Origin of the sequence: Zoogloea oryzae (genome assembly GCF_030161255.1) — a bacterium.
Taxonomy (GTDB): Bacteria; Pseudomonadota; Gammaproteobacteria; order Burkholderiales; family Rhodocyclaceae; genus Zoogloea; species Zoogloea oryzae.
Genome location: NZ_BSPX01000031.1, coordinates 32,477 through 51,884 on the forward strand (window position 1 = coordinate 32,477; position 19,408 = coordinate 51,884).

Annotated in this window: 18 protein-coding genes; 6 read left to right on the forward strand and 12 right to left on the reverse strand. The window is 66.1% G+C overall.

Annotation, left to right across the window (positions count from 1 at the left end; translation table 11 throughout):
- Window positions 1-18: 18 nt before the first annotated feature.
- A complete protein-coding gene (locus tag QQK25_RS11560) occupies window positions 19-2,208 on the reverse strand; it encodes an ABC transporter substrate-binding protein (RefSeq protein ID WP_284188068.1) in 2,190 nt (729 codons plus the stop codon).
- Window positions 2,209-2,315: 107 nt separating this feature from the next.
- Here QQK25_RS11560 and fabI point away from each other — a divergent pair, with 107 nt between their 5' ends.
- Window positions 2,316-3,113, forward strand: coding sequence for an enoyl-ACP reductase FabI (gene fabI, locus QQK25_RS11565; RefSeq protein WP_284188069.1), 798 nt, complete (start codon window positions 2,316-2,318; stop codon window positions 3,111-3,113).
- 62 nt (window positions 3,114-3,175) lie between these two features.
- Here the strand turns inward: fabI and dnaQ are convergent, their stop codons facing one another.
- From dnaQ to QQK25_RS11580, 3 genes are read right to left on the reverse strand one after another with little or no spacing between them, the layout of a single operon-like run.
- Window positions 3,176-3,910 (reverse strand): DNA polymerase III subunit epsilon, encoded by a 735-nt coding sequence (gene dnaQ, locus QQK25_RS11570; RefSeq protein ID WP_284188070.1) that lies wholly within the window; start codon window positions 3,908-3,910, stop codon window positions 3,176-3,178.
- The gene (gene rnhA / locus QQK25_RS11575) at window positions 3,907-4,380 is read right to left on the reverse strand and encodes a ribonuclease HI (protein WP_284188071.1); all 474 of its coding nucleotides are present in this window, start codon (window positions 4,378-4,380) and stop codon (window positions 3,907-3,909) included. The genes dnaQ and rnhA overlap by 4 nt, the downstream gene beginning before the upstream one ends.
- Before the next feature lie 34 nt (window positions 4,381-4,414).
- Window positions 4,415-5,188 (reverse strand): class I SAM-dependent methyltransferase, encoded by a 774-nt coding sequence (locus QQK25_RS11580; RefSeq protein WP_284188072.1) that lies wholly within the window; start codon window positions 5,186-5,188, stop codon window positions 4,415-4,417.
- Window positions 5,189-5,237: 49 nt separating this feature from the next.
- Between QQK25_RS11580 and gloB the strand changes: the two genes are divergently transcribed.
- Window positions 5,238-5,999: a hydroxyacylglutathione hydrolase gene (gene gloB / locus QQK25_RS11585; RefSeq protein ID WP_284188073.1), complete on the forward strand. Its 762-nt coding sequence runs from the start codon at window positions 5,238-5,240 to the stop codon at window positions 5,997-5,999.
- Window positions 6,000-6,011: 12 nt separating this feature from the next.
- On the opposite strand, the gene QQK25_RS11590 is transcribed toward gloB, so the two are convergent.
- Window positions 6,012-6,965 (reverse strand): diguanylate cyclase, encoded by a 954-nt coding sequence (locus tag QQK25_RS11590; protein ID WP_284188074.1) that lies wholly within the window; start codon window positions 6,963-6,965, stop codon window positions 6,012-6,014.
- Window positions 6,966-7,173: 208 nt separating this feature from the next.
- Between QQK25_RS11590 and QQK25_RS11595 the strand changes: the two genes are divergently transcribed.
- Window positions 7,174-8,652 (forward strand): transglycosylase SLT domain-containing protein, encoded by a 1,479-nt coding sequence (locus QQK25_RS11595; RefSeq protein WP_284188075.1) that lies wholly within the window; start codon window positions 7,174-7,176, stop codon window positions 8,650-8,652.
- A gap of 84 nt (window positions 8,653-8,736) precedes the next feature.
- Here QQK25_RS11595 and QQK25_RS11600 read toward each other — a convergent pair whose 3' ends face one another.
- Window positions 8,737-9,684: an alpha-E domain-containing protein gene (locus QQK25_RS11600; RefSeq protein WP_284188076.1), complete on the reverse strand. Its 948-nt coding sequence runs from the start codon at window positions 9,682-9,684 to the stop codon at window positions 8,737-8,739.
- Between the two features lies 1 nt (window position 9,685).
- The gene (locus tag QQK25_RS11605) at window positions 9,686-11,104 is read right to left on the reverse strand and encodes a circularly permuted type 2 ATP-grasp protein (protein WP_284188077.1); all 1,419 of its coding nucleotides are present in this window, start codon (window positions 11,102-11,104) and stop codon (window positions 9,686-9,688) included.
- 393 nt (window positions 11,105-11,497) lie between these two features.
- On the opposite strand from QQK25_RS11605, the gene QQK25_RS11610 reads away from it, so the two are divergent.
- Complete coding sequence (locus QQK25_RS11610) at window positions 11,498-13,516, forward strand: ATP-binding protein (RefSeq protein ID WP_284188078.1); 2,019 nt, start codon at window positions 11,498-11,500, stop codon at window positions 13,514-13,516.
- Window positions 13,517-13,693: 177 nt separating this feature from the next.
- On the forward strand, window positions 13,694-14,362 hold the full coding sequence (locus QQK25_RS11615) for a pseudouridine synthase (RefSeq protein WP_284188079.1): 669 nt from the start codon (window positions 13,694-13,696) through the stop codon (window positions 14,360-14,362).
- A gap of 18 nt (window positions 14,363-14,380) precedes the next feature.
- Here QQK25_RS11615 and QQK25_RS11620 read toward each other — a convergent pair whose 3' ends face one another.
- Window positions 14,381-15,448, reverse strand: coding sequence for an ABC transporter ATP-binding protein (locus tag QQK25_RS11620; protein WP_284188080.1), 1,068 nt, complete (start codon window positions 15,446-15,448; stop codon window positions 14,381-14,383).
- A gap of 40 nt (window positions 15,449-15,488) precedes the next feature.
- Between QQK25_RS11620 and QQK25_RS11625 the strand changes: the two genes are divergently transcribed.
- Window positions 15,489-17,153, forward strand: coding sequence for an ABC transporter permease (locus QQK25_RS11625; protein ID WP_284188081.1), 1,665 nt, complete (start codon window positions 15,489-15,491; stop codon window positions 17,151-17,153).
- A 72-nt stretch (window positions 17,154-17,225) separates the two neighbouring features.
- Here QQK25_RS11625 and QQK25_RS11630 read toward each other — a convergent pair whose 3' ends face one another.
- The 4 genes from QQK25_RS11630 to QQK25_RS11645 all read right to left on the reverse strand — a co-directional run.
- Window positions 17,226-18,242 carry a Fe(3+) ABC transporter substrate-binding protein gene (locus tag QQK25_RS11630; protein ID WP_284188082.1) on the reverse strand — a complete coding sequence of 339 codons (1,017 nt, stop codon included), beginning with the start codon at window positions 18,240-18,242 and terminating at the stop codon, window positions 17,226-17,228.
- Window positions 18,243-18,335: 93 nt separating this feature from the next.
- Window positions 18,336-18,557, reverse strand: coding sequence for a 2-hydroxymuconate tautomerase family protein (locus QQK25_RS11635; protein ID WP_284188083.1), 222 nt, complete (start codon window positions 18,555-18,557; stop codon window positions 18,336-18,338).
- A 25-nt stretch (window positions 18,558-18,582) separates the two neighbouring features.
- Window positions 18,583-18,978, reverse strand: coding sequence for a tautomerase family protein (locus tag QQK25_RS11640; RefSeq protein ID WP_284188084.1), 396 nt, complete (start codon window positions 18,976-18,978; stop codon window positions 18,583-18,585).
- A 36-nt stretch (window positions 18,979-19,014) separates the two neighbouring features.
- Window positions 19,015-19,408 (reverse strand): YbfB/YjiJ family MFS transporter (locus QQK25_RS11645; RefSeq protein WP_284188085.1); only part of this gene is annotated, 394 nt, incomplete at its 5' end.

Genomic DNA, 19,408 nt, shown 5'->3' on the forward strand with positions numbered 1-19,408 from the left:
GGATCGATCGCCGCGCGCCTACTTTTCGGCCGCCGCCGCCCGCTCACGCCGCCGGTAGTGAGCCACCGCCGGCGCAACCATCGCCACGCCAAGCAGCGCCACCAGCGCCAGCGGCCACACCATCGGCTTGTTCCATTCGGCGCGCATCCGCTCCCGCTGGGCCACGTCCACTCGCTGATATTTGAGCGTGTTGCGGATGATCTTGCCCGGCTTGCGGTTGTACAGCCAGCCGTGCTGGAGCGTATAGGCCTTTTCATACATCCCCCACACCCACGGCGCGTCGCGCTGGAGGATGGTCAGCATGCGCTGGATGATCTCGGCCCGCTCGGGGCTGTCGGGCATCGCCTTCATGCGCTCGAAGAGCCGGTCGTACTCCGGGTTTTCGTAGTTGGCGGCGTTCTCGCCCTGGCTCTTCACCTTGCCCTGGGGGCCGTAGAGCAGAAACAGGAAGTTCTCGGGATCGGGATAGTCGGCGTTCCAGCCCCAGTAGAAAAGCTGGGCGTTGCCCTTGCGGATCTTGTCCTGGAAACGGTTGTAGTCGGTGGCGCGCACCACCAGCTGTACATCCAGCTTGCGCAGCTGCTTGGTCAGCCAATCCACGGTGGATTTGTCGCCCATGCCGCTGCCGGTGGTGTCCAGATTGACCACCAGCGGCTCGCCGGTCTTGGCGTCGCGGCCACCGGGATAGCCGGCCTCGGCCAGCAGGCGACGGGCTTCATCCACCGATTTGCGGCGCGGCTGGCCGTCCACCCAGTCGTAGACCTCGCGATTGACGCCGGATTGGTCCGCCCGGTAGCCGAAGATGCCCGGTGGAATCGGGTGCATCGCCGGCACGCCGCGGCCGTTCTGGAACACCGAGATGAACTCTTCCTGGTCGATGACGATGGAGATCGCCAGACGCAGCTTGCGGGCCCGTTCGCTGGTGCCGCCCACGACCGGGTCGAGCATGTTGAAGCCCATGTACATCACCGTGGGCGCCACCGAGGTGTTGAGCTTGATGCCCTTCTCCACCATCTCGTCGGACAGCGTCACGTCGCCCTGCCCGCCCATCTGCACGGCCTGGTCGAAGTTGTCGGACGACACGCCGGAGGCGTCGTAATACCCCTGCAGGAACTTGTTCCAGTACGGGATGCTTTCCTTCTCGCGGGTGAACACCACCTCGTCGACAAACGGAATCGGCTTGCCACAGTCGTCCAGCAAGCCGGCAGCCTTGTCGCCCTCCTCGCCCTCACAGGGATAGGTCTCGCCCCGGAAGTTGGGGTTGCGGGCCAGCACCATGCGGGCGTTGGGATTGTTCTCGCGGAGCATGTACGGCCCGGTGCCGATGGGCCACCAGTCGAGCGTCAGGTTGCGCTCGGCCATGCCCGGCTGGGCAAAGAAGCGGTCGGCCTCGACGGGCACCGGCGCGAAGAACGGCATCGCCAGCCAGTACGGAAACTGCGGATAAGTGCCCTTGATGTGGATGCGGTAGGTGTAGCGATCCACCACCTCCACGCCTTCCATCGAGTAGTCGCGCAGATCGATCCACGCGCCGCCCTTGCCTTCGGCCGCACGCTTCTTTTCGTCGGCGACGAGCCTGGCGTGGAGATCCTTCAGGCCGACGATGTAGTCGCCCATCAGTTCAAGCACTGGCGAATGCAGCCGCGGGTGGGCGAGTCGCTTGATTTGATACATGAAATCGTCGGCGGTGAGCTCGCGCGTGCCGTTGGCGGGGAAATCGCCCAGCGCACGCTTGTCGACGAGATCCTTGTCGGTGAGCGCCAGATAAAGCGGCTGGCCCTTGGCGTCGAGCGCAAAGGCCGGATGCGGCTGGAAGCGGATGCCCGGCCGGATCGTGATCTCGTATTCGCTGCGGGCGATCTGCGCCGGGTCGGCATCCGGCGGCAGCAGCTTGCCGGCGGCGTCGAACTGGCGCAGCACCGGCATCTTCGCGGCGGCGGCGGTGTTCAGCTGGAAAGGCCGCTTGAGGTAGTGGTACTGGAGCGGCGGCTCGTAGATCTGATAGAGAAAGGTGGCTTCGTCCTCGCTGTAGGACTGCACCGGATCAAGATGCTTGGGCCGCTGGGTGAAGGCGGAATACAGGATGTTCCGGCCGCGCTCGGCGGCGGGATAGGGGTCGTTCCACACCTCGCCGCAGCCGGCCGCGAGGGTGGCCAGCAGGGCAGCGGCAAGGCGCCGGTATAAAGTGGAGCAATGGATCGCGCGCATGGGGCGAGTCTACCGGATCACTCTGCGGGTGCCATCGAAATTAGCGGCAGCACACGCTCCGGGAGCATCCGTTATAATTGTGCGGTTATTCACAGGAGACACCTTACATGGGCTTTCTTGCCGGCAAGCGCATTCTCATCACCGGGCTGCTGTCCAATCGCTCGATCTCCTACGGGATCGCCAAGGCGATGCACCGCGAAGGCGCCGAACTTGCCTTTACCTTCCAGAACGAACGCTTCCAGGAACGCGTCACCAAAATGGCGGCCGAATTCGGAAGCTCGATGGTGTTCGCGTGCGACGTCCAGAACGACGAGGAAATCGCCAGGCTCTTCGAGCAGCTCGGCCAGAAGTGGGATTACCTCGACGGCCTCGTGCACTCCATCGCCTTCGCGCCCAGCGAAGCCCTTGAGGGCGACTTCCTCGACGGCCTCTCCCGCGAGGCCTTCCGCATCTCCCAGGAAGTCAGCGCCTACAGCTTTCCGGCGCTTGCAAAGGCTGCCCGTCCGATGATGAAGGGCCGCAACGGCGCGCTGCTCACCCTGTCCTACCTGGGCGCGGTGCGCACCATGCCGAACTACAACATCATGGGCATGGCCAAGGCCAGCCTCGAAGCCTCGGTGCGCTACATGGCGGTCACCCTCGGCCCCGAAGGCACCCGCGTCAATGCCATCTCTGCCGGCCCGATCAAGACCCTCGCGGCGTCCGGCATCGGCAGCTTCGGCAAGCTGCTCTCGTTCAACGAGCACAATGCCCCGCTGCGTCGCAACGTCACGATCGAGGAAGTCGGCAACGCCGCCGCCTTCCTGTGTTCCGACCTCGCCAGCGGCATGACCGGCGAGATCATGTACGTGGACGGTGGTTTCAACACCACCGCGCTGGGCAACGCCGAACCGCTCGGCCAGTAAGCCCGGTTCTGTTCTGCGCAAAAAGGGCGACCCGCGGGTCGCCCTTTTGTTTTGCCGATCCGTCAGGCAGCCGGGGCGGCCGGCTCAACAGGCTCCGGCGGAATCCACAGGCAGTGGCCCTTGTTGGCCTTGGCGATCTCGGCCAGCACCTTGTCGTGGCCGGCGAGTTCCTCGTCGGTGGCCCGTAGCACACGCAGGGGTACGCGCTCAAGGAGACCGCCGCCGCTGTCGGCATCGTCCTGCTGGGGCGCGGGCTCGTCGAGCATCATGATGAGGCTCTCCTGGCCGCGGGTCATCGCCAGGTAGACGTCGGCCAGCAGCTCGGCATCGAGCAGCGCGCCGTGCAGGGCGCGGTGGGTGTTGTCGATCTCGTAGAGCGAGCACAGGGCGTTCAGCGACGCCTTCTTGCCGGGGTTCTGCTCCTTGGCGAGCTTGAGCGTGTCGATCACGCTCGGGCAGATCGCGGTGAGCAGCGGACGGCCGAGCAGGCCCAGCTCGTAGTTGAGGAAGCCCACGTCGAAGGTCGCGTTGTGGATCACCAGCTCGGCGCCATCCACGAAGGCCTCAAACTCCGACACGATATCCTTGAACACCGGCTTGTCAGTGAGGAACTCGTTGGTGATCCCGTGCACTGCGATCGCGCCCGCGTCGATGTTCCGCTGCGGGTTGATGTACACGTGGTAGTGGCGCCCGGTGAGCTTGCGGTCGAGCAGTTCGACGCAGCCGATTTCGATCACCCGGTCGCCGCTCTTCCAGTCGAGGCCGGTGGTTTCCGTATCCAGTACGATCTGTCTCATGCCTTGATGTCCTCTGATTCCACAATCCGGCCGGCCTTGCGCACGGCCTCCACGCCCCGCCGGGCCAGCGCGTCGGCGCGCTCGTTCTCGGCATGGCCGGCGTGGCCCTTGACCCACAGCCATTTGATCTGATGACGTGACGCGGCCTCGTCCAGCGCACGCCACAGGTCGGCGTTCTTGACGGGCTCCTTCGAGGCGGTCTTCCAGCCGCGGGCCTTCCAGCCGTGAATCCACTCGGAAATGCCCTTCTGGACGTACTGGGAGTCGGTATGCACCCGCGCCGCGACCGGGCGCTTGAGCATCTCCAGCGCGCGGATCACCGCCAGCAGCTCCATCCGGTTGTTGGTGGTGGCGGGCTCGCCGCCCCACAGCTCCTTTTCGTGGGGGCCGGCGCGCAGGATCGCGCCCCAGCCACCGGGCCCCGGGTTGCCCGAGCAGGCCCCGTCGGTATAGATGTCGATTTCTTCCACTGATTCTCTCGTTGCGTGTTGTTGGGGTGGCACGTCAGGGCCGCGGCGTGTCGTCGCCGGCATCCAGCCGCATGCCGGGCGATCCCGGTTGCCCGCCGGCTTTCTGGACCAGCGGCGCAAGCGCCCGCGCGCCCGCCTTGCGATCCCACTTGGGCATGATGAGCCGGATGCCCTGCACCCGCTTGATGGCATGGATCACATACACGCCGCCACCGATCGGCCACCAGCGGTCTCCGGCCCAATCCAGGCCGCGCAGGCGCTCCAGCCATTGGGGCTGCTCGACGGCCGGCAGGAAGCAGCCCGAGGCCTGGCTGCCGGTTTCAAAGCTGAGGAGCGCCAGCCAGTCCTTCAGGCGCCGGAGCGAAAGATACTGCCCGCGCCACGGGTAGCAGCCGGTCTTGCCGGCGAGCATCCGCTTGACGCCGAAAAGGCTCGCCGGGTTGAAGCCGGCGATCACCACATGCCCTTCCGGCACCAGCACGCGCTCGACTTCGCGCAGCACCTGGTGGGGATTGGCGGCGAATTCGAGCACATGGGGCAGCACCACGAGATCGAGGCTGCCCGCCGCAAAAGGCAGCGCCGCGTAATCGGTCTCGACGCCCACGTTGCCGGCCCCGGCCCGGAAGCGGAAAGGCATCCGGTTGGCCCGCAGGAAGTCGAGCTCGGGCACGCCGAGCTGGACAGCGTTGTAGCCGAAGATGTCCGCCACCTGCGCGTCGAAGCGCGCCGCTTCCCACGCCATCACGTAGCGCCCCAGCGGGGTGTCGAGCCACGCGTGGAGGCCGGGGAAGGATTCGGAATCTCTCATTGGGTAGTGCAGGAATAAGGAACGCCCGACGACGGGGTACAATCGCCGGATGCAGATTATCCCTCTTCCCGCGTTCAGCGATAACTATATCTGGCTGCTTCGCAGTGGTCGCCACGCCGCCGTGGTCGATCCGGGCGATGCCGCGCCGGTTCTCCGCCATCTTGCCGACGAGGGCCTGACCCTCGTGGCGATTCTCGTCACCCATCACCACCCCGATCACGTGGGCGGCATCGAGGCGATCGTCGCCGAGCATCCGGTACCGGTCTTCGGCCCCGCGATGGAAGACATCGCCGGTATCACCCATCCGGTGAGCCAGGACGACGAGGTGTTGCTGCCCGAACTCGGCGCCGAATTCCGTGTGCTCGATCTGCCCGGCCACACCGCCGGTCATGTGGGCTACTACGGCGAAGGCGTGTTGTTTTGCGGCGACACGCTGTTCGCGGCTGGTTGCGGCCGGCTGTTCGAAGGCACGCCGGCCCAGATGTATGATTCCCTCGGCAAGCTGGCCGCCCTGCCCGGCGACACGCAGGTGTATTGCACTCACGAATACACCCTCTCGAATCTGGCTTTTGCGGCGGCGGTCGAGCCGTCCAACGCGGCCATCACCGAACGCATCGTCAGCAGCCAGGCCCTGCGCGCGGCCGGTACGCCGACGGTGCCTTTTCCGCTCGAGGGCGAGCTTCTTACCAACCCCTTCCTGCGTAGCCGTGAGCCTGAAGTCATTGCGCAGGCCCAGGTGCAGGCCGGGCATGCGCTTGCCGCGCCGGTCGATGTGTTCGCTGCGATCCGCGAGTGGAAAAACCGCTTCTGACCGAGCGCTGAATCAAGCCACCGATTCGATGGGCGTCGCCGAGATGCGGTTGCGCCCCGACTGCTTTGCTCCGTAGAGCGCGTCGTCGGCGCGCTTGAGCAGACAGGCAGAGTCGGCTTCGCCCCGCGGCGGCGTCATCGACGCCACGCCGATGCTCACCGTCACCACTCCATACGGCGTGAAACGATGCGTGATGCGCAGCGCTTCGACGGCGCTGCGCATCACCTCGGCCACCCGCAGGGCACCGGGCAGATCGGTGTCGGGCAGGATCGCGGCAAACTCTTCGCCGCCATAGCGCGCCACAAGGTCGGCCGGGCGACGCAGGGCCGACTGTAGCGTGCGCGCCACGGCCTTCAGGCATTCGTCGCCCACCTGATGACCGTAGCCGTCGTTGAACTGCTTGAAGTGATCCACGTCGCACAGCAGGATCGACAGGGGCTTGGCCTGACGGCCCGAACGGCGCCATTCGCGCAGCAGGATCTCGTCGAACTGGCGGCGGTTCGAGATGCCGGTGAGCCCGTCGAGGGACGACAGGCGGGTGAGTTCCTGGTTGGCGTCGTCGAGCTTGCGGGTCAGCACCAGCAGCGAATAGCGCATCTGGGCGATCCGCTGCATGGCCTTCACCTTGGCGGCGAGCACCGTCTCGGACACCGGCTTGATGAGGTAGTCGTCACCGCCGACGCTGATGCCCTTTTCGAGGTCGGCATCGCTGGTCCGGGCGGTGAGGAAGATGATCGGCGTCCATTCGCCGGCCTGTTCGAGCTGGCGGATGCGCCGCGCGACCTCGAAACCGTCCATCCCCGGCATGATGATGTCGAGCAGGATCAGATCGGGCCGTTCGGCCTTGAAGAGTTCGATGCCCCGCTCGCCATCCCGGGCCAGGATGGGTTCAATCCCCATCTTGCGTAACTGATGAGACACCAGCGTCGCACTTGTCAGCGTGTCCTCGATCAGTAGCGCTTTCACTGGATTCCCGGGAGATTGATTCGTAAGGCCGTTGAAATTGGATGGCTCGGCGGCTGCCACGCAGCCAAGCGCGTACTTTAACGGATTCCCGACATCCGTCGAAGCCTCTTTGTATCGGGCGTGATGTGATTCGCGCGGCTTTGCCGGTTTGACCCTGCCTGCCGCGGGCAGCTAAAATCCGCCCTTTGGTTCCGCGCGACAAAGCCTGATGTTTCCGAGAGTTATCGCGCTATTCCTGTCGCTCCTGGGCGCCACCCCCTTGCTGGCGCAGGAGGCGGACGGATTTGCGCCGCGTTTTGTCAGCTCGATCCCTCTTTTCGAGGACGAAAGCGCCCAGCCTCCGAAGGTTTTCGAGATCCGGGAGCAGCACGTCCGGGTCCCAACCGTCGATCTCACCGTCGAGACGGATGATCTCTGGGAACGCATCCGCCGCGGCTTCTCGATGCCGGATCTGAACACCGATCTCGTCACCGACCGGCAGATCTACTACATCAACCGCCCCGGCGCCCTGCGCCAGATATTCACCCGCGGTCAGCGTTACCTCTACTACATCGTCGAAGAGCTCGAGCGTCGCGGCATGCCCACCGAGCTTGCCCTGCTGCCGATGGTCGAGAGCGCGTTCAATCCGATGGCGCTGTCGTCGGCCCAGGCCTCGGGCCTGTGGCAGTTCATCCCGTCCACCGGCAAGAGCTACCGGCTCGAACAGAACTGGTGGGTGGACGAACGGCGCGACGTGATCGCCTCCACCAACGCCGCCCTTGATTACCTCCAGACCATCTACGAGATGCACGGCGACTGGCAGCTGGCGCTGGCTTCGTACAACTGGGGCGAAGGCGCCGTGGGCCGTGCGGTGGCCAAGAACAAGGCGGCCGGCCTGCCGGCGGAATACCAGTACCTCAACATGCCGGGCGAGACCCGCTACTACGTGCCCAAGCTGCAGGCGCTGAAGAACATCATCGCCCAGCCGGAGCTCTTCGGCATCACCCTGCCGGCGATCCCCAACCGGCCCTACTTCGTCACCGTCGAGAGCCGTGTTCCGCTCGATCTCGCCACCGCGGCGCGGCTGGCCGAAACGCCGGTCGACGAGATCCTCGCCCTCAATCCCGGCTACAAGCGGCCGATCCTGCCCACAGCCGGCCCGCAGTCGCTGGTGGTACCCGCCGAGAAGCTCGAAGCCTTCCTGATCAACCTGCAGCGGCACGATCCGGCCAACGCCAGCTGGAAGACCTACGAGCTGCAGGAAGGCGAAGGCCTCGAAGGCGTGGCCGACCGGCTGGGCATTTCGGCCAGCCGGCTGCGTCAGGTCAATGGTTTGTCGCCGCGGGCGCGTATCGGCACCGGCTACACGCTCATCGTGCCGTCCGAGAGCGAAGGCGACCGGATCAGCCTGGCCAGCCTGATGCCCAACCGGCCCCAGGCCGGCGCGGTCGAGCCCCCTCCTCCGGCACCCCCGCGGGCGCTGGTCCAGCGGACCACCATGCGCGGCAAGAACGGCAAGCAGATCGTCATCGAGCGCAAGATTGCGGTTGCGGCCGAGCCCGCTCCCGCCGCCCGCCAGAAAGGCGGCAAGCCCGAGAAGGCCGCGCCGCCTGCAAAGCCCGCGCCGGGCAAGGCCGCAGCTGGCAAGGCTGTCGAGCCTCCCAAGGCCACGGCAAAGCCTTCGGCGCCCGTCAGGAAGCATCGCTGAAAGCCAGTTGCTCCAAGCTTGTAAAGCAGAACGCCCGATGGACTCCATCGGGCGTTCTGCTTTCAAGGCGTTGATGCCGCCGGGTCAGGCGCTCGCCGGGATCAGGAAGTCATCGGAGATCCGGCAGCCCAGATCGAAGATGCTGTCCCGGAACTCCTCGAGGTAGTTGCGCAGCCCCAGCTCGAAGATCCGCTCGATGCGGCCGAAGCGCAGGTGCGCCTCGAGCTCGCCAGCCATGCGTTCGGTTTCGGCCGAACGGGAGTTGGCGACGCGGCCCAGGTTGGAATACACCTCCTTCATGCAGCGGGCCAGCGAGCGCGGCATGTCGGCCCGCAGGATCAGAAGCTCGGCCACCCGCAGCGGGGTGATGTGATCGCGATAGACCTTGCGATACACCTCGAAGGCCGACACCGAGCGCAGCAGCGCGCTCCACTGGTAGTAGTCGGTGCTCTCCACGTCGCTCTCGGAGCCGGGCAGCAGGTTGAGGTACTTCACCTCCAGGATGCGCGCGGTGTTGTCGGCGCGCTCCAGGAAAGTCCCCAGGCGGATGAAGCGCAGGGCTTCGTCCTGCAGCATGGTGCCGATGGTGACCCCGCGGGACAGGTGCGAGCGGTACTTCACCCACTCGAAGAAGGCGCCAGGGCCGGTCTCCATCATCTTGGTCATGGAGAAGTCACGCATCTTCAGCCAGGTGGCGTTGGAGGTCTCCCACAGCTCGGAGGTGAGCGTGCCGCGCACGGCGTGGGCGTTCTCGCGGGTGGCCCGCAGGCAGCGGTAGATGCTGCCCGGGTTGTCCCGGTCGAAGATCATGAACTCGAGCACGGCCTCGGTGGTGAAGGCGGGATGCTTGGCATGGAAGGTGTCCTGCAGCTCCATGATCTTCAGCATTCCGGCCCACATGGCTTCCACTTCCTGCCCGTTCTGGGGAAGGAGGCTCAGGCGGTAGGTTACGTCGAGGATGCGCGCGGTGTTCTCGGCGCGCTCCATGTAGCGTGCCATCCAGAAAAGATGGTCGGCGGTGCGGCTCAGCATGTCAGGCCTCCAGTACCCAGGTGTCTTTGGTGCCCCCGCCCTGCGAGGAATTCACCACCAGCGATCCTTCGCGCAGCGCGACGCGCGTCAGCCCGCCCGGCACCAGGCGCATCTCGCTGCCCGAGAGCACGAAGGGGCGCAGATCCAGGTGTCGGGGCGCAACGCCGCTCTCGACGAAGGTCGGACAATTCGAAAGGGCCAGCGTGGGCTGGGCGATGTACTTCTCGGGGTTGGCCACGAGGTACTTGCGGAAGGTCTCGATCTGCTCCTTGGTGGAGGCCGGGCCGACCAGCATGCCGTAGCCACCGGCGCCGTGGACTTCCTTGACCACCAGCTCGGGCAGGTGCGCCAGGGTGTAGGCCAGGTCTTCCGGCTTGCGGCACATGTAGGTGGGCACGTTGTTGAGGATCGGCTCCTCGCCGAGATAGAAGCGGATCATCTCGGGCACGTAGGGGTAGATCGACTTGTCGTCGGCCACACCGGTGCCGATGGCGTTGGAGAGCGTCACTCGTCCGGCGCGGTAGGCATTGAGCAGGCCCGGCACGCCGATCATCGAATCCTTGCGGAAGGCGGTGGGATCGAGGAAGTCGTCGTCGACGCGGCGGTAGATCACGTCGACACGGCGCGGGCCCTGGGTGGTGCGCATGAACACCTGGTCGTCGCGGACGAACAGATCCTGCCCTTCGACCAGCTCGACACCCATCTGCTGGGCGAGGAAGGCGTGCTCGAAGTAGGCGCTGTTGTAGGCGCCCGGCGTCATCACGACCACCGTCGGATCATCCACGCCCTTGGGCGCGACGCTGCGCAGGGTGTGCAGCAGCATGTCGGGGTAGTGCTCGACCGGCGCGATGCGGTGACGAGCGAACAGCTCGGGGAACAGCCGCATCATCATCCGGCGGTCTTCGAGCATGTACGACACGCCCGACGGCACCCGCAGGTTGTCTTCCAGCACGTAGAACTCACCGGCGCCGGCGCGCACCACGTCCACCCCGGCGATGTGGGCATAGACGTTGCACGGGACATCCACGCCCTGCATTTCGGGGCGGTACTGGGCGTTGTTGAGCACCTGCTCCTTGGGAATGCGCCCGGCCTTCAGGATTTCCTGGTCGTGGTAGATGTCGTGGATGAAGGCGTTGAGCGCCTTGACCCGCTGGCGCATCCCGGCTTCGAGGCCCTTCCATTCCTGGGCGGGAATGATGCGCGGGATGATGTCGAAGGGAATCAGACGCTCGGTTCCGGATTCTTCACCGTACACCGCGAAGGTGATGCCGTAGCGATGGAACAGGGAGTCGGCCTCCGCACGCTTACGCGCGATTCGGTCAGCCGGAGTGTCGCTGAGCCACTTGGCGTATGCCGCGTAATGCTCACGAACGCTCCCGTCGTCCGCAGTCATTTCATTGAAGAATTTTGTGATGGCCATCTCTGTGCCCTGTCATGTTGTGAGGCGGAAATACCACTTTTTGTGTAGCTAGAAGCGTGCCAAGAAAAAATCGAGATAAATCCAAAATACGGCACCCAATTTGCACCCGTACTGCACCGCTTTGGTGCCACCGCACCGGCTTGGGGAATTGCGCTGCCACATCTCGGTGCGTCCGCCGTGGGATTGCCGTCCGGGTAAGGGTGGATTCCCACCGCATATTCGGCTTCGGGGCGACACATGAGGACGATCTGCGTCAAAAAATCTGTATCGTGCCGACCGTGAAATCTATTGCTTTAGTTATAGATTCACCCGTTACAATCCCGCCTGCAGACTGGGATTGGCCCATTTTGTGAAGTGCTCCTGCAAAAGCTCCCTCGTTCAAGTCAGTCCACCTTGCCGACCGCCGCAACACCGCTTTTCCATCGTCTCCGACGCAGCCTCCTCGACCTGCCGATCAAGCATCAGGTGGTGCTGATCGCCTTTGTGACGACATCGCTCGCCCTTGTCGTGGCGTTGGTGTGCCTCGTCGCCGGCGAAGTTGGCGCTGCGGCCGATGCGCGCCAGGAGAGCGCCGAGCGGCTCACCCGGCTCGTCAGCCTGCATAGCGGTGACGCCCTGACGCGGGGGGCGCCCGCGACCGCCGCCGAGATGCTGGCCGTGCTCGGCGCCGACCGCGACGTGATCGCCGTCACCATCCGCGACGCCGGCGGCCGCGACATTGCCCACTACCACAGCCCGCTGGCGGCCCACGCGGGCCTGCTTGCTGCCATCGCGGTCCGTCACGCCGAAAAGCTCGGCCCCGATGCGCCCCTCGACGCCAATGTTCATCCGCTCCTTGCCCTCGCCAGCGAGCCCTTCCTCGAGATCGCCCGGCCCATCCGCGCCGGCAACCGCGATCTGGGCACCATCGAGGCGTACTTCGACCTCTCGCCCCTCAATCGCCTGATCCGCGAGCGGATCACCACCGCCGCGATCATCCTCGTGGCTGCCGGGCTCCTCGCGTGGCTGCTGGCCGCCCGTCTCCAGCGGCTGATCGCCGCGCCGATCGAGGACTTCGCCCACCACATTGGCAAGGTCACCCACACCGGTGACTACAGCGTGCGCGCAGCGCCGGTCGGATGCAATGAGATTGGCACGCTGATGCACGGTTTCAACGCCATGCTCGACCAGATCGAGAGCGGCCACACCCAGTTGCTGGAGGCGCGGGATTCCGCCGAGGAAGCCAGCCGGGCCAAATCCATGTTCCTCGCCACCATGAGCCACGAGATCCGCAACCCGATGAACGGCGTCATCGGCATGGCCGATCTCCTCGCCTTCACCCGGCTCGACGAGGAGCAGCAGCACCTCCTGCGCCACATTCGCATCTCGGCCGACAGCCTGATGCGGGTGATCAACGACATCCTCGATTTCTCCAAACTCGAAGCCGCCCGCATGGACGTGGAGGCGGTGTGGTGCAACCCGCGGGAGATCATCGAGGATATCGCCGCCTTCTTTCAGTTTCAGGCGGCCGACAAGGGCCTGATGATCCGCTGTCACATCGCCCGCGATCTGCCGCCTTCGGCCAAGATCGACCCGATCCGCCTGCGCCAGGTGCTGGGCAACCTCATCGCCAACGCCATCAAGTTCACCAGCAGCGGCGAGATCGCGCTGAGCGTCGATCAGCGGCATCTGGATGGCGGCGACGATGCACCGCTGTCGTTCTTCCATTTCAGCGTGCGCGATAGCGGCATCGGCATCGAACCGGCCGTGCTGCCGCGGCTGTTCACCCCCTTCACCCAGGCCGACAGCTCCTACGCCCGGCGCTTTGGCGGCACCGGGCTGGGCCTCGCGATCTGCCAGCAGCTGGTGGATCTGATGGGCGGCGAGATCGGCGTGGAGAGCACGCCGGGCGAAGGGTCGAACTTCTGGTTCACGATCAGCGCACCGGTCCAGAGCGCCGCCGCCGAACCCGCCTCCGCGCTGGCCCACCCCCTCGACACCCGCGAGAGCGCCACGCAGCTGGCCGGCCTGCGGGTGCTCGTCGCCGATGACGACGCCCTCAGCCAGGTGCTCGCTACCGCCCAGCTGGCGCAGTTCCACTGCGAAGTCACCACCGCAGCCAACGGGGTCGAAGTCCTCGAACTGCTCGAACGCCGCGCCTTCGACCTGATCCTGATGGACGGCCAGATGCCGGTGCTCGACGGCTACGACACCACCCGCCGCATCCGCGAACTGGAAATGATCGGCCGGCTGCCCCAGCGCACCGCCATCGTCGCGATGACCGGCAACGTGTCCGAGCACGCCCTCGCCCGGGAATGCGGGATGGACGACTTCCTCGCCAAGCCCTACAGCCAGGGCGCGCTGCGGGATGTGCTGGTCCGCCACCGCCCGAAGGCGCGGGCTGGCAGCACCACGCTGGATTCGGCCGCCTGAAAAGTAAGGAATTCGGGCTGATCTTTTACTTCCAGTACAAAGCGCCCGTTTGGCACCGTCGCTGATGGCTGTCCACATTCGATCCACCGCTTTTCCAGCGTCAATCCACAGACTTATCCACACGCAGCGGCCCCTGTGCCAGAATGCGGCCCCCGCCGTCGCCGCCCTGCTCCACCCATGTCGCTACCGCCGCCGCCGGTTTATGCGCCGCCTTCCGGACCGCTGAGGATCGTCCATCAGGACGAGGCCCTGATCGTCCTCGACAAGCCCTCCGGTCTGCTGTCGGTGCCGGGCCGCGGCCCCGCCCACGCGGACAGCCTCGCCAGCCGCGTCCAGGCGGAATTCCCGGATGCGCGCATCGTTCATCGTCTCGACATGGCGACGTCGGGCCTCATCGTTTTGGCCCGGGGCGCGGCGATGGAGCGGGCGCTCAGCATCGCCTTCCAGAAACGTCAGGTGGAAAAACTTTACGTGGCGGTAGTGGCCGGACAGATCGCCGAAGACAGCGGCGAGATCGACCTGCCCCTCATCACCGACTGGCCCAACCGGCCGCGGCAGAAGGTGGATTTCGAGCTGGGCAAGCCATCGCTCACCGGCTTCGAGGTGCTGGCCCGCGACGCTGCGCGCAGCACCAGCCGGGTCGCCCTCACCCCCCACACCGGCCGATCCCACCAGCTGCGGGTGCACCTGCTGGCCATCGGCCATCCGATCCTGGGGGATGATCTTTACGGCGACGCGGCGAGTCGGACCGCCGCGCCACGCCTGCTGCTGCACGCCACGGCGCTGGCCCTGCCCCACCCGCAGAGTGGGGCGATGCTGAGACTGGAAAGCCCGCCGGACTTCTGACCGGCGGCGTCCGGAGGATCAGGCCCCGTGCCGGAAGGCGATCACGTGGTCGGCCTCCAGCCGCACCCCGATCGCCTCGCCAAGGGCGTGGTTGTGGTGGGACGGCACCAGCGACAGCACCTCGGTGCCGCTTGGCAGGCGCAGGGTGTACAGGATGTCAGCGCCGCGGAAGGCCTTGTGGCGCACCTCGGCCCGGGTCGGGCTGGCGTCGTCGTGGATCACGTCGTCCGGGCGCAGCAGCACATCCACCCCGCAGCCCTTGCCGCAGGCGGCGCAGCCCACGCTGCACTCCACCGGCACGCCGGAGTCAAGCTCACCCAGCTCGATCCTCACCCGGTTGGCGTCGAGCACGGTGCCCGGCACGAACACGCCCTTGCCGACAAAATCCGCCACGAACCGGTTGGCCGGCCGGTGGTAGAGGTTGTAGGGCGTATCCCATTGCTGGATGCGTCCCTCGTACATCACGCCGATCTCGTCGGCCATCGCGAAGGCCTCGTGCTGGTCGTGGGTGACCAGCACCGCGGTCATGCCCTCACTCTTGAGGATCTCGCGCACCTCGACCGACAGCCGCTCGCGCAGATCCACGTCGAGGTTCGAGAACGGCTCGTCGAGCAGCACCAGCTCGGGCCGCGGCGCCAGCGCCCTGGCCAGCGCGACCCGCTGCTGCTGGCCGCCGGAGAGCTCGTGGGGAAACTTTCGCCCCTGGCCCGCCAGGCCCACGGTGGCGAGCAGCGATTCGACCCGCTGGTCGCGATCCGCCGCCGAAACGCCACGCAGGCCGAAGCCCACGTTGTCCTCGACGGTGAGGTGGGGAAACAGCGCGTAATCCTGGAACACCATGCCCACCCGCCGGCGTTCGGGCGGCACCCGGAAGCCGGCGCGGCTCATGGATTCGTCGTGGATCAGGATCTCGCCACCGGAAACTTCCTCAAAGCCGGCGATGCAGCGCAGCAAGGTGGTCTTGCCGCAACCCGACGGCCCCAGCAGGCAGGCGATGCTACCCTGCTCCAGGCGAAAATCGACGCCATTGACGACGGTGTGCTGGCCGTAGCGCTGGGCAACCGCCTTGAGTTCTAGCTTGGACATGCAATCAATTATAATTCTCATCCAGGCCAAAAAGAATGCCATGAGCTCACGACTTCCTTCTCCGCCGCTCGGCGCGGTTTCCCGACATCTCTCGCCGCTGGTCATCACGGCGCTAGCGGTTGCGCTGCTGGCCGGATTGCCTGTTGCCAGCGTGGGTTTCAACCTGCTCGCCGGTGGCACCAGCGCCACCTGGAGCCACCTCGCCGCCACCGTGCTGCCCGAGTACATCCAGAACTCCCTGGCCCTGTGCCTGGGCGTGGGCGTGGGCGTGGCGATCGTCGGCGTCGCCACCGCGTGGCTCACCACGATGCATGACTTCCCGGGCCGGCGCGTGTTCGACTGGGCGCTGGTGCTGCCCCTGGCGATGCCGGCCTACGTGATGGCCTATGTCTACACCGATTTCCTGCAGTTTGTCGGCCCGGTGCAGACGGCCCTGCGCGACGCCTTCGGCTGGGAGTTCGGCGACTACTACTTTCCCGACATCCGCACCCTGCCCGGCGCGATGCTGATGTTCGTCTTCGTGCTCTACCCCTACGTCTACCTGCTCGCCCGCACGGCATTTCTGGAGCGGGCCGGCGGCGTGCTGGAGGCTGCGCGCACCCTGGGCATCGGGCCGTGGCGGGCCTTCTTCACGGTGTCGCTGCCGCTGGCCCGCCCTGCCATTGCCGCCGGTGTCGCGCTGGCGCTGATGGAGACCCTGGCCGATTACGGCACGGTGGCCTACTTTGCGGTGAACACCTTCACCACCGGCATCTACCGGGCGTGGTTTTCGCTGGGCGACCGCATCGCCTCGGCCCAGTTGGCGGCGATCCTGCTGGGCTTCGTGCTGCTGCTGGTGGCCATCGAGCGGATCACCCGTGGCCGGGCGCGCTACCACAACACCTCCAACCGGCACCGTCCGCCGGCGCCGCGCCTGTCGGGCGTGGCCGGGCTGGCGGCCACCCTCGCCTGCCTCACCCCGCTGGTGCTGGGCTTCCTGCTGCCGGGCGGGCTGCTGCTGCGGATGGCGCTGGGTGAAGGCGACGCCCAGTTCGGCGAGCGTTTCGTGATGCTGGCCCGCAACAGCTTTACCCTGGCGGGGACCACCGCGCTCATCGCCGTGCTGCTGGCGGTGCTGCTGGCCTATAGCGCGCGGCTGTCGAAGACGCTCCTCGCCACCGGCCTCAACCGGATGGTCGGCCTGGGCTACGCGGTGCCGGGCACGGTGATCGCGGTGGGCGTGCTGATCCCCGTCACCCGGCTCGACAACTGGCTGGCGGGCCAGTGGGAGGCATGGTTTGGCACCAACCCGGGCCTGCTCCTCACCGGCGGCATCGCGGCGTTGATCTACGCTTACCTCGCGCGCTTCCTGTCGGTGGCGCTGCAGACCGTTGACGCCAGCCTCGCCAAGATCACCCCCAGCATGGACGACGCGGCCCGCAGCCTGGGTCTGGGCCAGGGTCACACCTTGCGCCGGGTGCATGTGCCCATCCTGCGGGGCAGCCTGTTCACTGCCGGGCTGCTGGTGTTCGTGGATGTGATGAAGGAGCTGCCCGCTACCCTGGTGATGCGTCCCTTCAACTTCGACACCCTCGCCACCCAGGCCTACACGCTGGCGTCTGACGAGCGGCTGGCCGAGGCGTCCACGGCGGCGCTGGCGATCGTGGTGGTGGGCCTGCTGCCGCTGATCGCCCTCTCAAGACAGATCGCGCGGGATCGCAAGTAGCAAACCAAAGGCCCCAAAAGCAGAACGCCCCGGCACTCCGGGGCGTTTCTGTTTGCGGCGGATGATTCGAGCTTACTTGTAGCCGGCCCGGTCGTAGATCATCTGGGCTTTCACCTGGTACATCTCCAGCTGCTTCACCGGCAGGCTGTCGGCCTTGAACTTGCCGAGGGCGTCCAGCGCCTTGTTGCTCACCTTGACGGATTCGACCACCGGCCACTCGTTGTTGCCATCGGCAAAGTAGCGCTGGGCGTCGTCGGAGGCCAGATACTCGAGGAACTTCACCGCGGCCTCCTTGTGGGGCGCGTGTTTCAGCACGCCGGCGCCGGACACGTTGATGTGGGTGCCGGTGCTCGCCTGGTTGGGCCACACCACGCCGACGCGCTCCATTGCCTTCACGTCTTCCGGCTTGGTGGAACGCATCATGCGGGCGATGTAGTAGGTGTTGGACAGCGCCACCTGGCACTCGCCAGCCGCCACGGCCTTGATCTGGTCGGTGTCGCCGCCCTTGGGCGCGCGGGCAAAGTTGGCCACCATGCCGCGGGCCCATTCCTCGGTCTTGGCCTCGCCCTGGTGGGCGATCACCGAGGCGCCGAGGGACAGGTTGTAGGGGTGTGACCCCGAGCGGGAACACAGCTTGCCCTTCAGGGCCGGCTTGGCAAGGTCGTCGTAGTTGCGCACCTCGTCGGCCTTCACGCCCAGCTTGTTGTAGATGATGACCCGGGCGCGGGTCGAGAACGAGAACCAGTCGTCGGCGCGCAGGTGGGCCGGAATGCGCGATTCCAGCACCTTCGATTTCACCGGCACGAACAGCCCCAGCTCATGGGCCTTGGCGAGGCGCGCGGCATCCACGGTGAGCAGGATGTCGGCCGGGCTGTTGGCGCCTTCGTTGCGGATGCGCTCGAGCAGCTCGTCTTCCTTGCCTTCGATGCGGTTGATGCGGATGCCGGTCTGCTTGGTGAAATCGCTGTAGAGCGCTTCATCGGTCTGGTAATGCCGGGCCGAGTAAAGGTTGAGTTCCTTGTCGTCGGCCTGGGCGCCGAAGGCGATGCCGGCCAGGGCGGCGGCGAGCACGGTGGACTTGCAGTTCATCGGTTGGACTCCGGAAAAAATGCGCATTCAAAAACTGAATGACCCGAGTCTAACCAGCCTTCTCGAAAATGTAAATGCGACTGATTCTCAAACTCAAGTTTCACCCCGGGCCGCATTCGCCGCGGCCCGCAGCTTGGTCACCGGCTCGCCGCCAACGCCCCAGTTGTCGGTGTCCACCTCGTCGATGATGACGAAGGTGGTCGAGCGGTTCTTGCCCAGCACGTCCTGCAGGAGCTGGGTGACGCCCTCGATGAGCTCGGCCTTCTGGGCAGCGGTGGCGCCTTCGCGGGTGATGCGGATGTTCACGTAGGGCATGGATTCTCTCCGGGGTCGGGTGGGCTTAAAGGATCTGGCTGCGGATGAAACGGTATTCCTGGGTTTTGCCGGAATAGCCCCAGGCGTCGGCAGGCGGTTCGTGGAGGGTCACGTAGCTGGCTGGGTTCAGCCTGGGCAGCGCCGTCGCCAGCGCATCGAAAGCAGCACGGATGAACGCCGCCTTCTGGGCCTTGGTGTTGGTGCCCTCGGTGATGCGGATCTCCAGCACCGCGCCAGACTCCCCTGCCTCCAGCGCCGCACCGCCCACGAACCAGCCACTCACCGGCAGCGGTTCGATGGCGACCACGGTCAGCTCGCGCTTTTTGCCGAGCAGATCCACGGTGAGACCGGTGAGCGTGGCTGCCAGATCAGCGGTGGCGACGGCAGCGGGCGAGGCGTAGGCGAGTTTCAGGTAAGGCATGGTGAGTTCTCCTTGGCGTGTGAGATGAAAAGCCGATCAGCCCAGCCGCTCCCGGCGGCGCGAGACTTCCAGCAGCAGTGCGCTCAGCACCAGCGCGGCGGCGGCCAGCAGCACGGGCAGTTCGAACCCGGCGTCGCGCCCGCGCACCGCCACCAGCAGCGGCCCGACGATCTGCCCGACGCCATAACAGGCGGTGATGAGCCCGATCCGGCGGGCGGTGGTCTGAGCGTCCGGCACCCGCGCCAGCCACTGGGCCAGCCCGGCGATGCCCATGAAGGTGCCGCCCACCAGCACCGCGCCGGCCATCGCCAAGGCCACGCCATCCACCAGCACCGGCAGCGCCACGCCGACGGCCTGGATCAGCGTCGCGGCGATCAGCACCGGATACACGCCGCGGCGGAACGACAGCCGCACCCACAGGGCGGTGGCC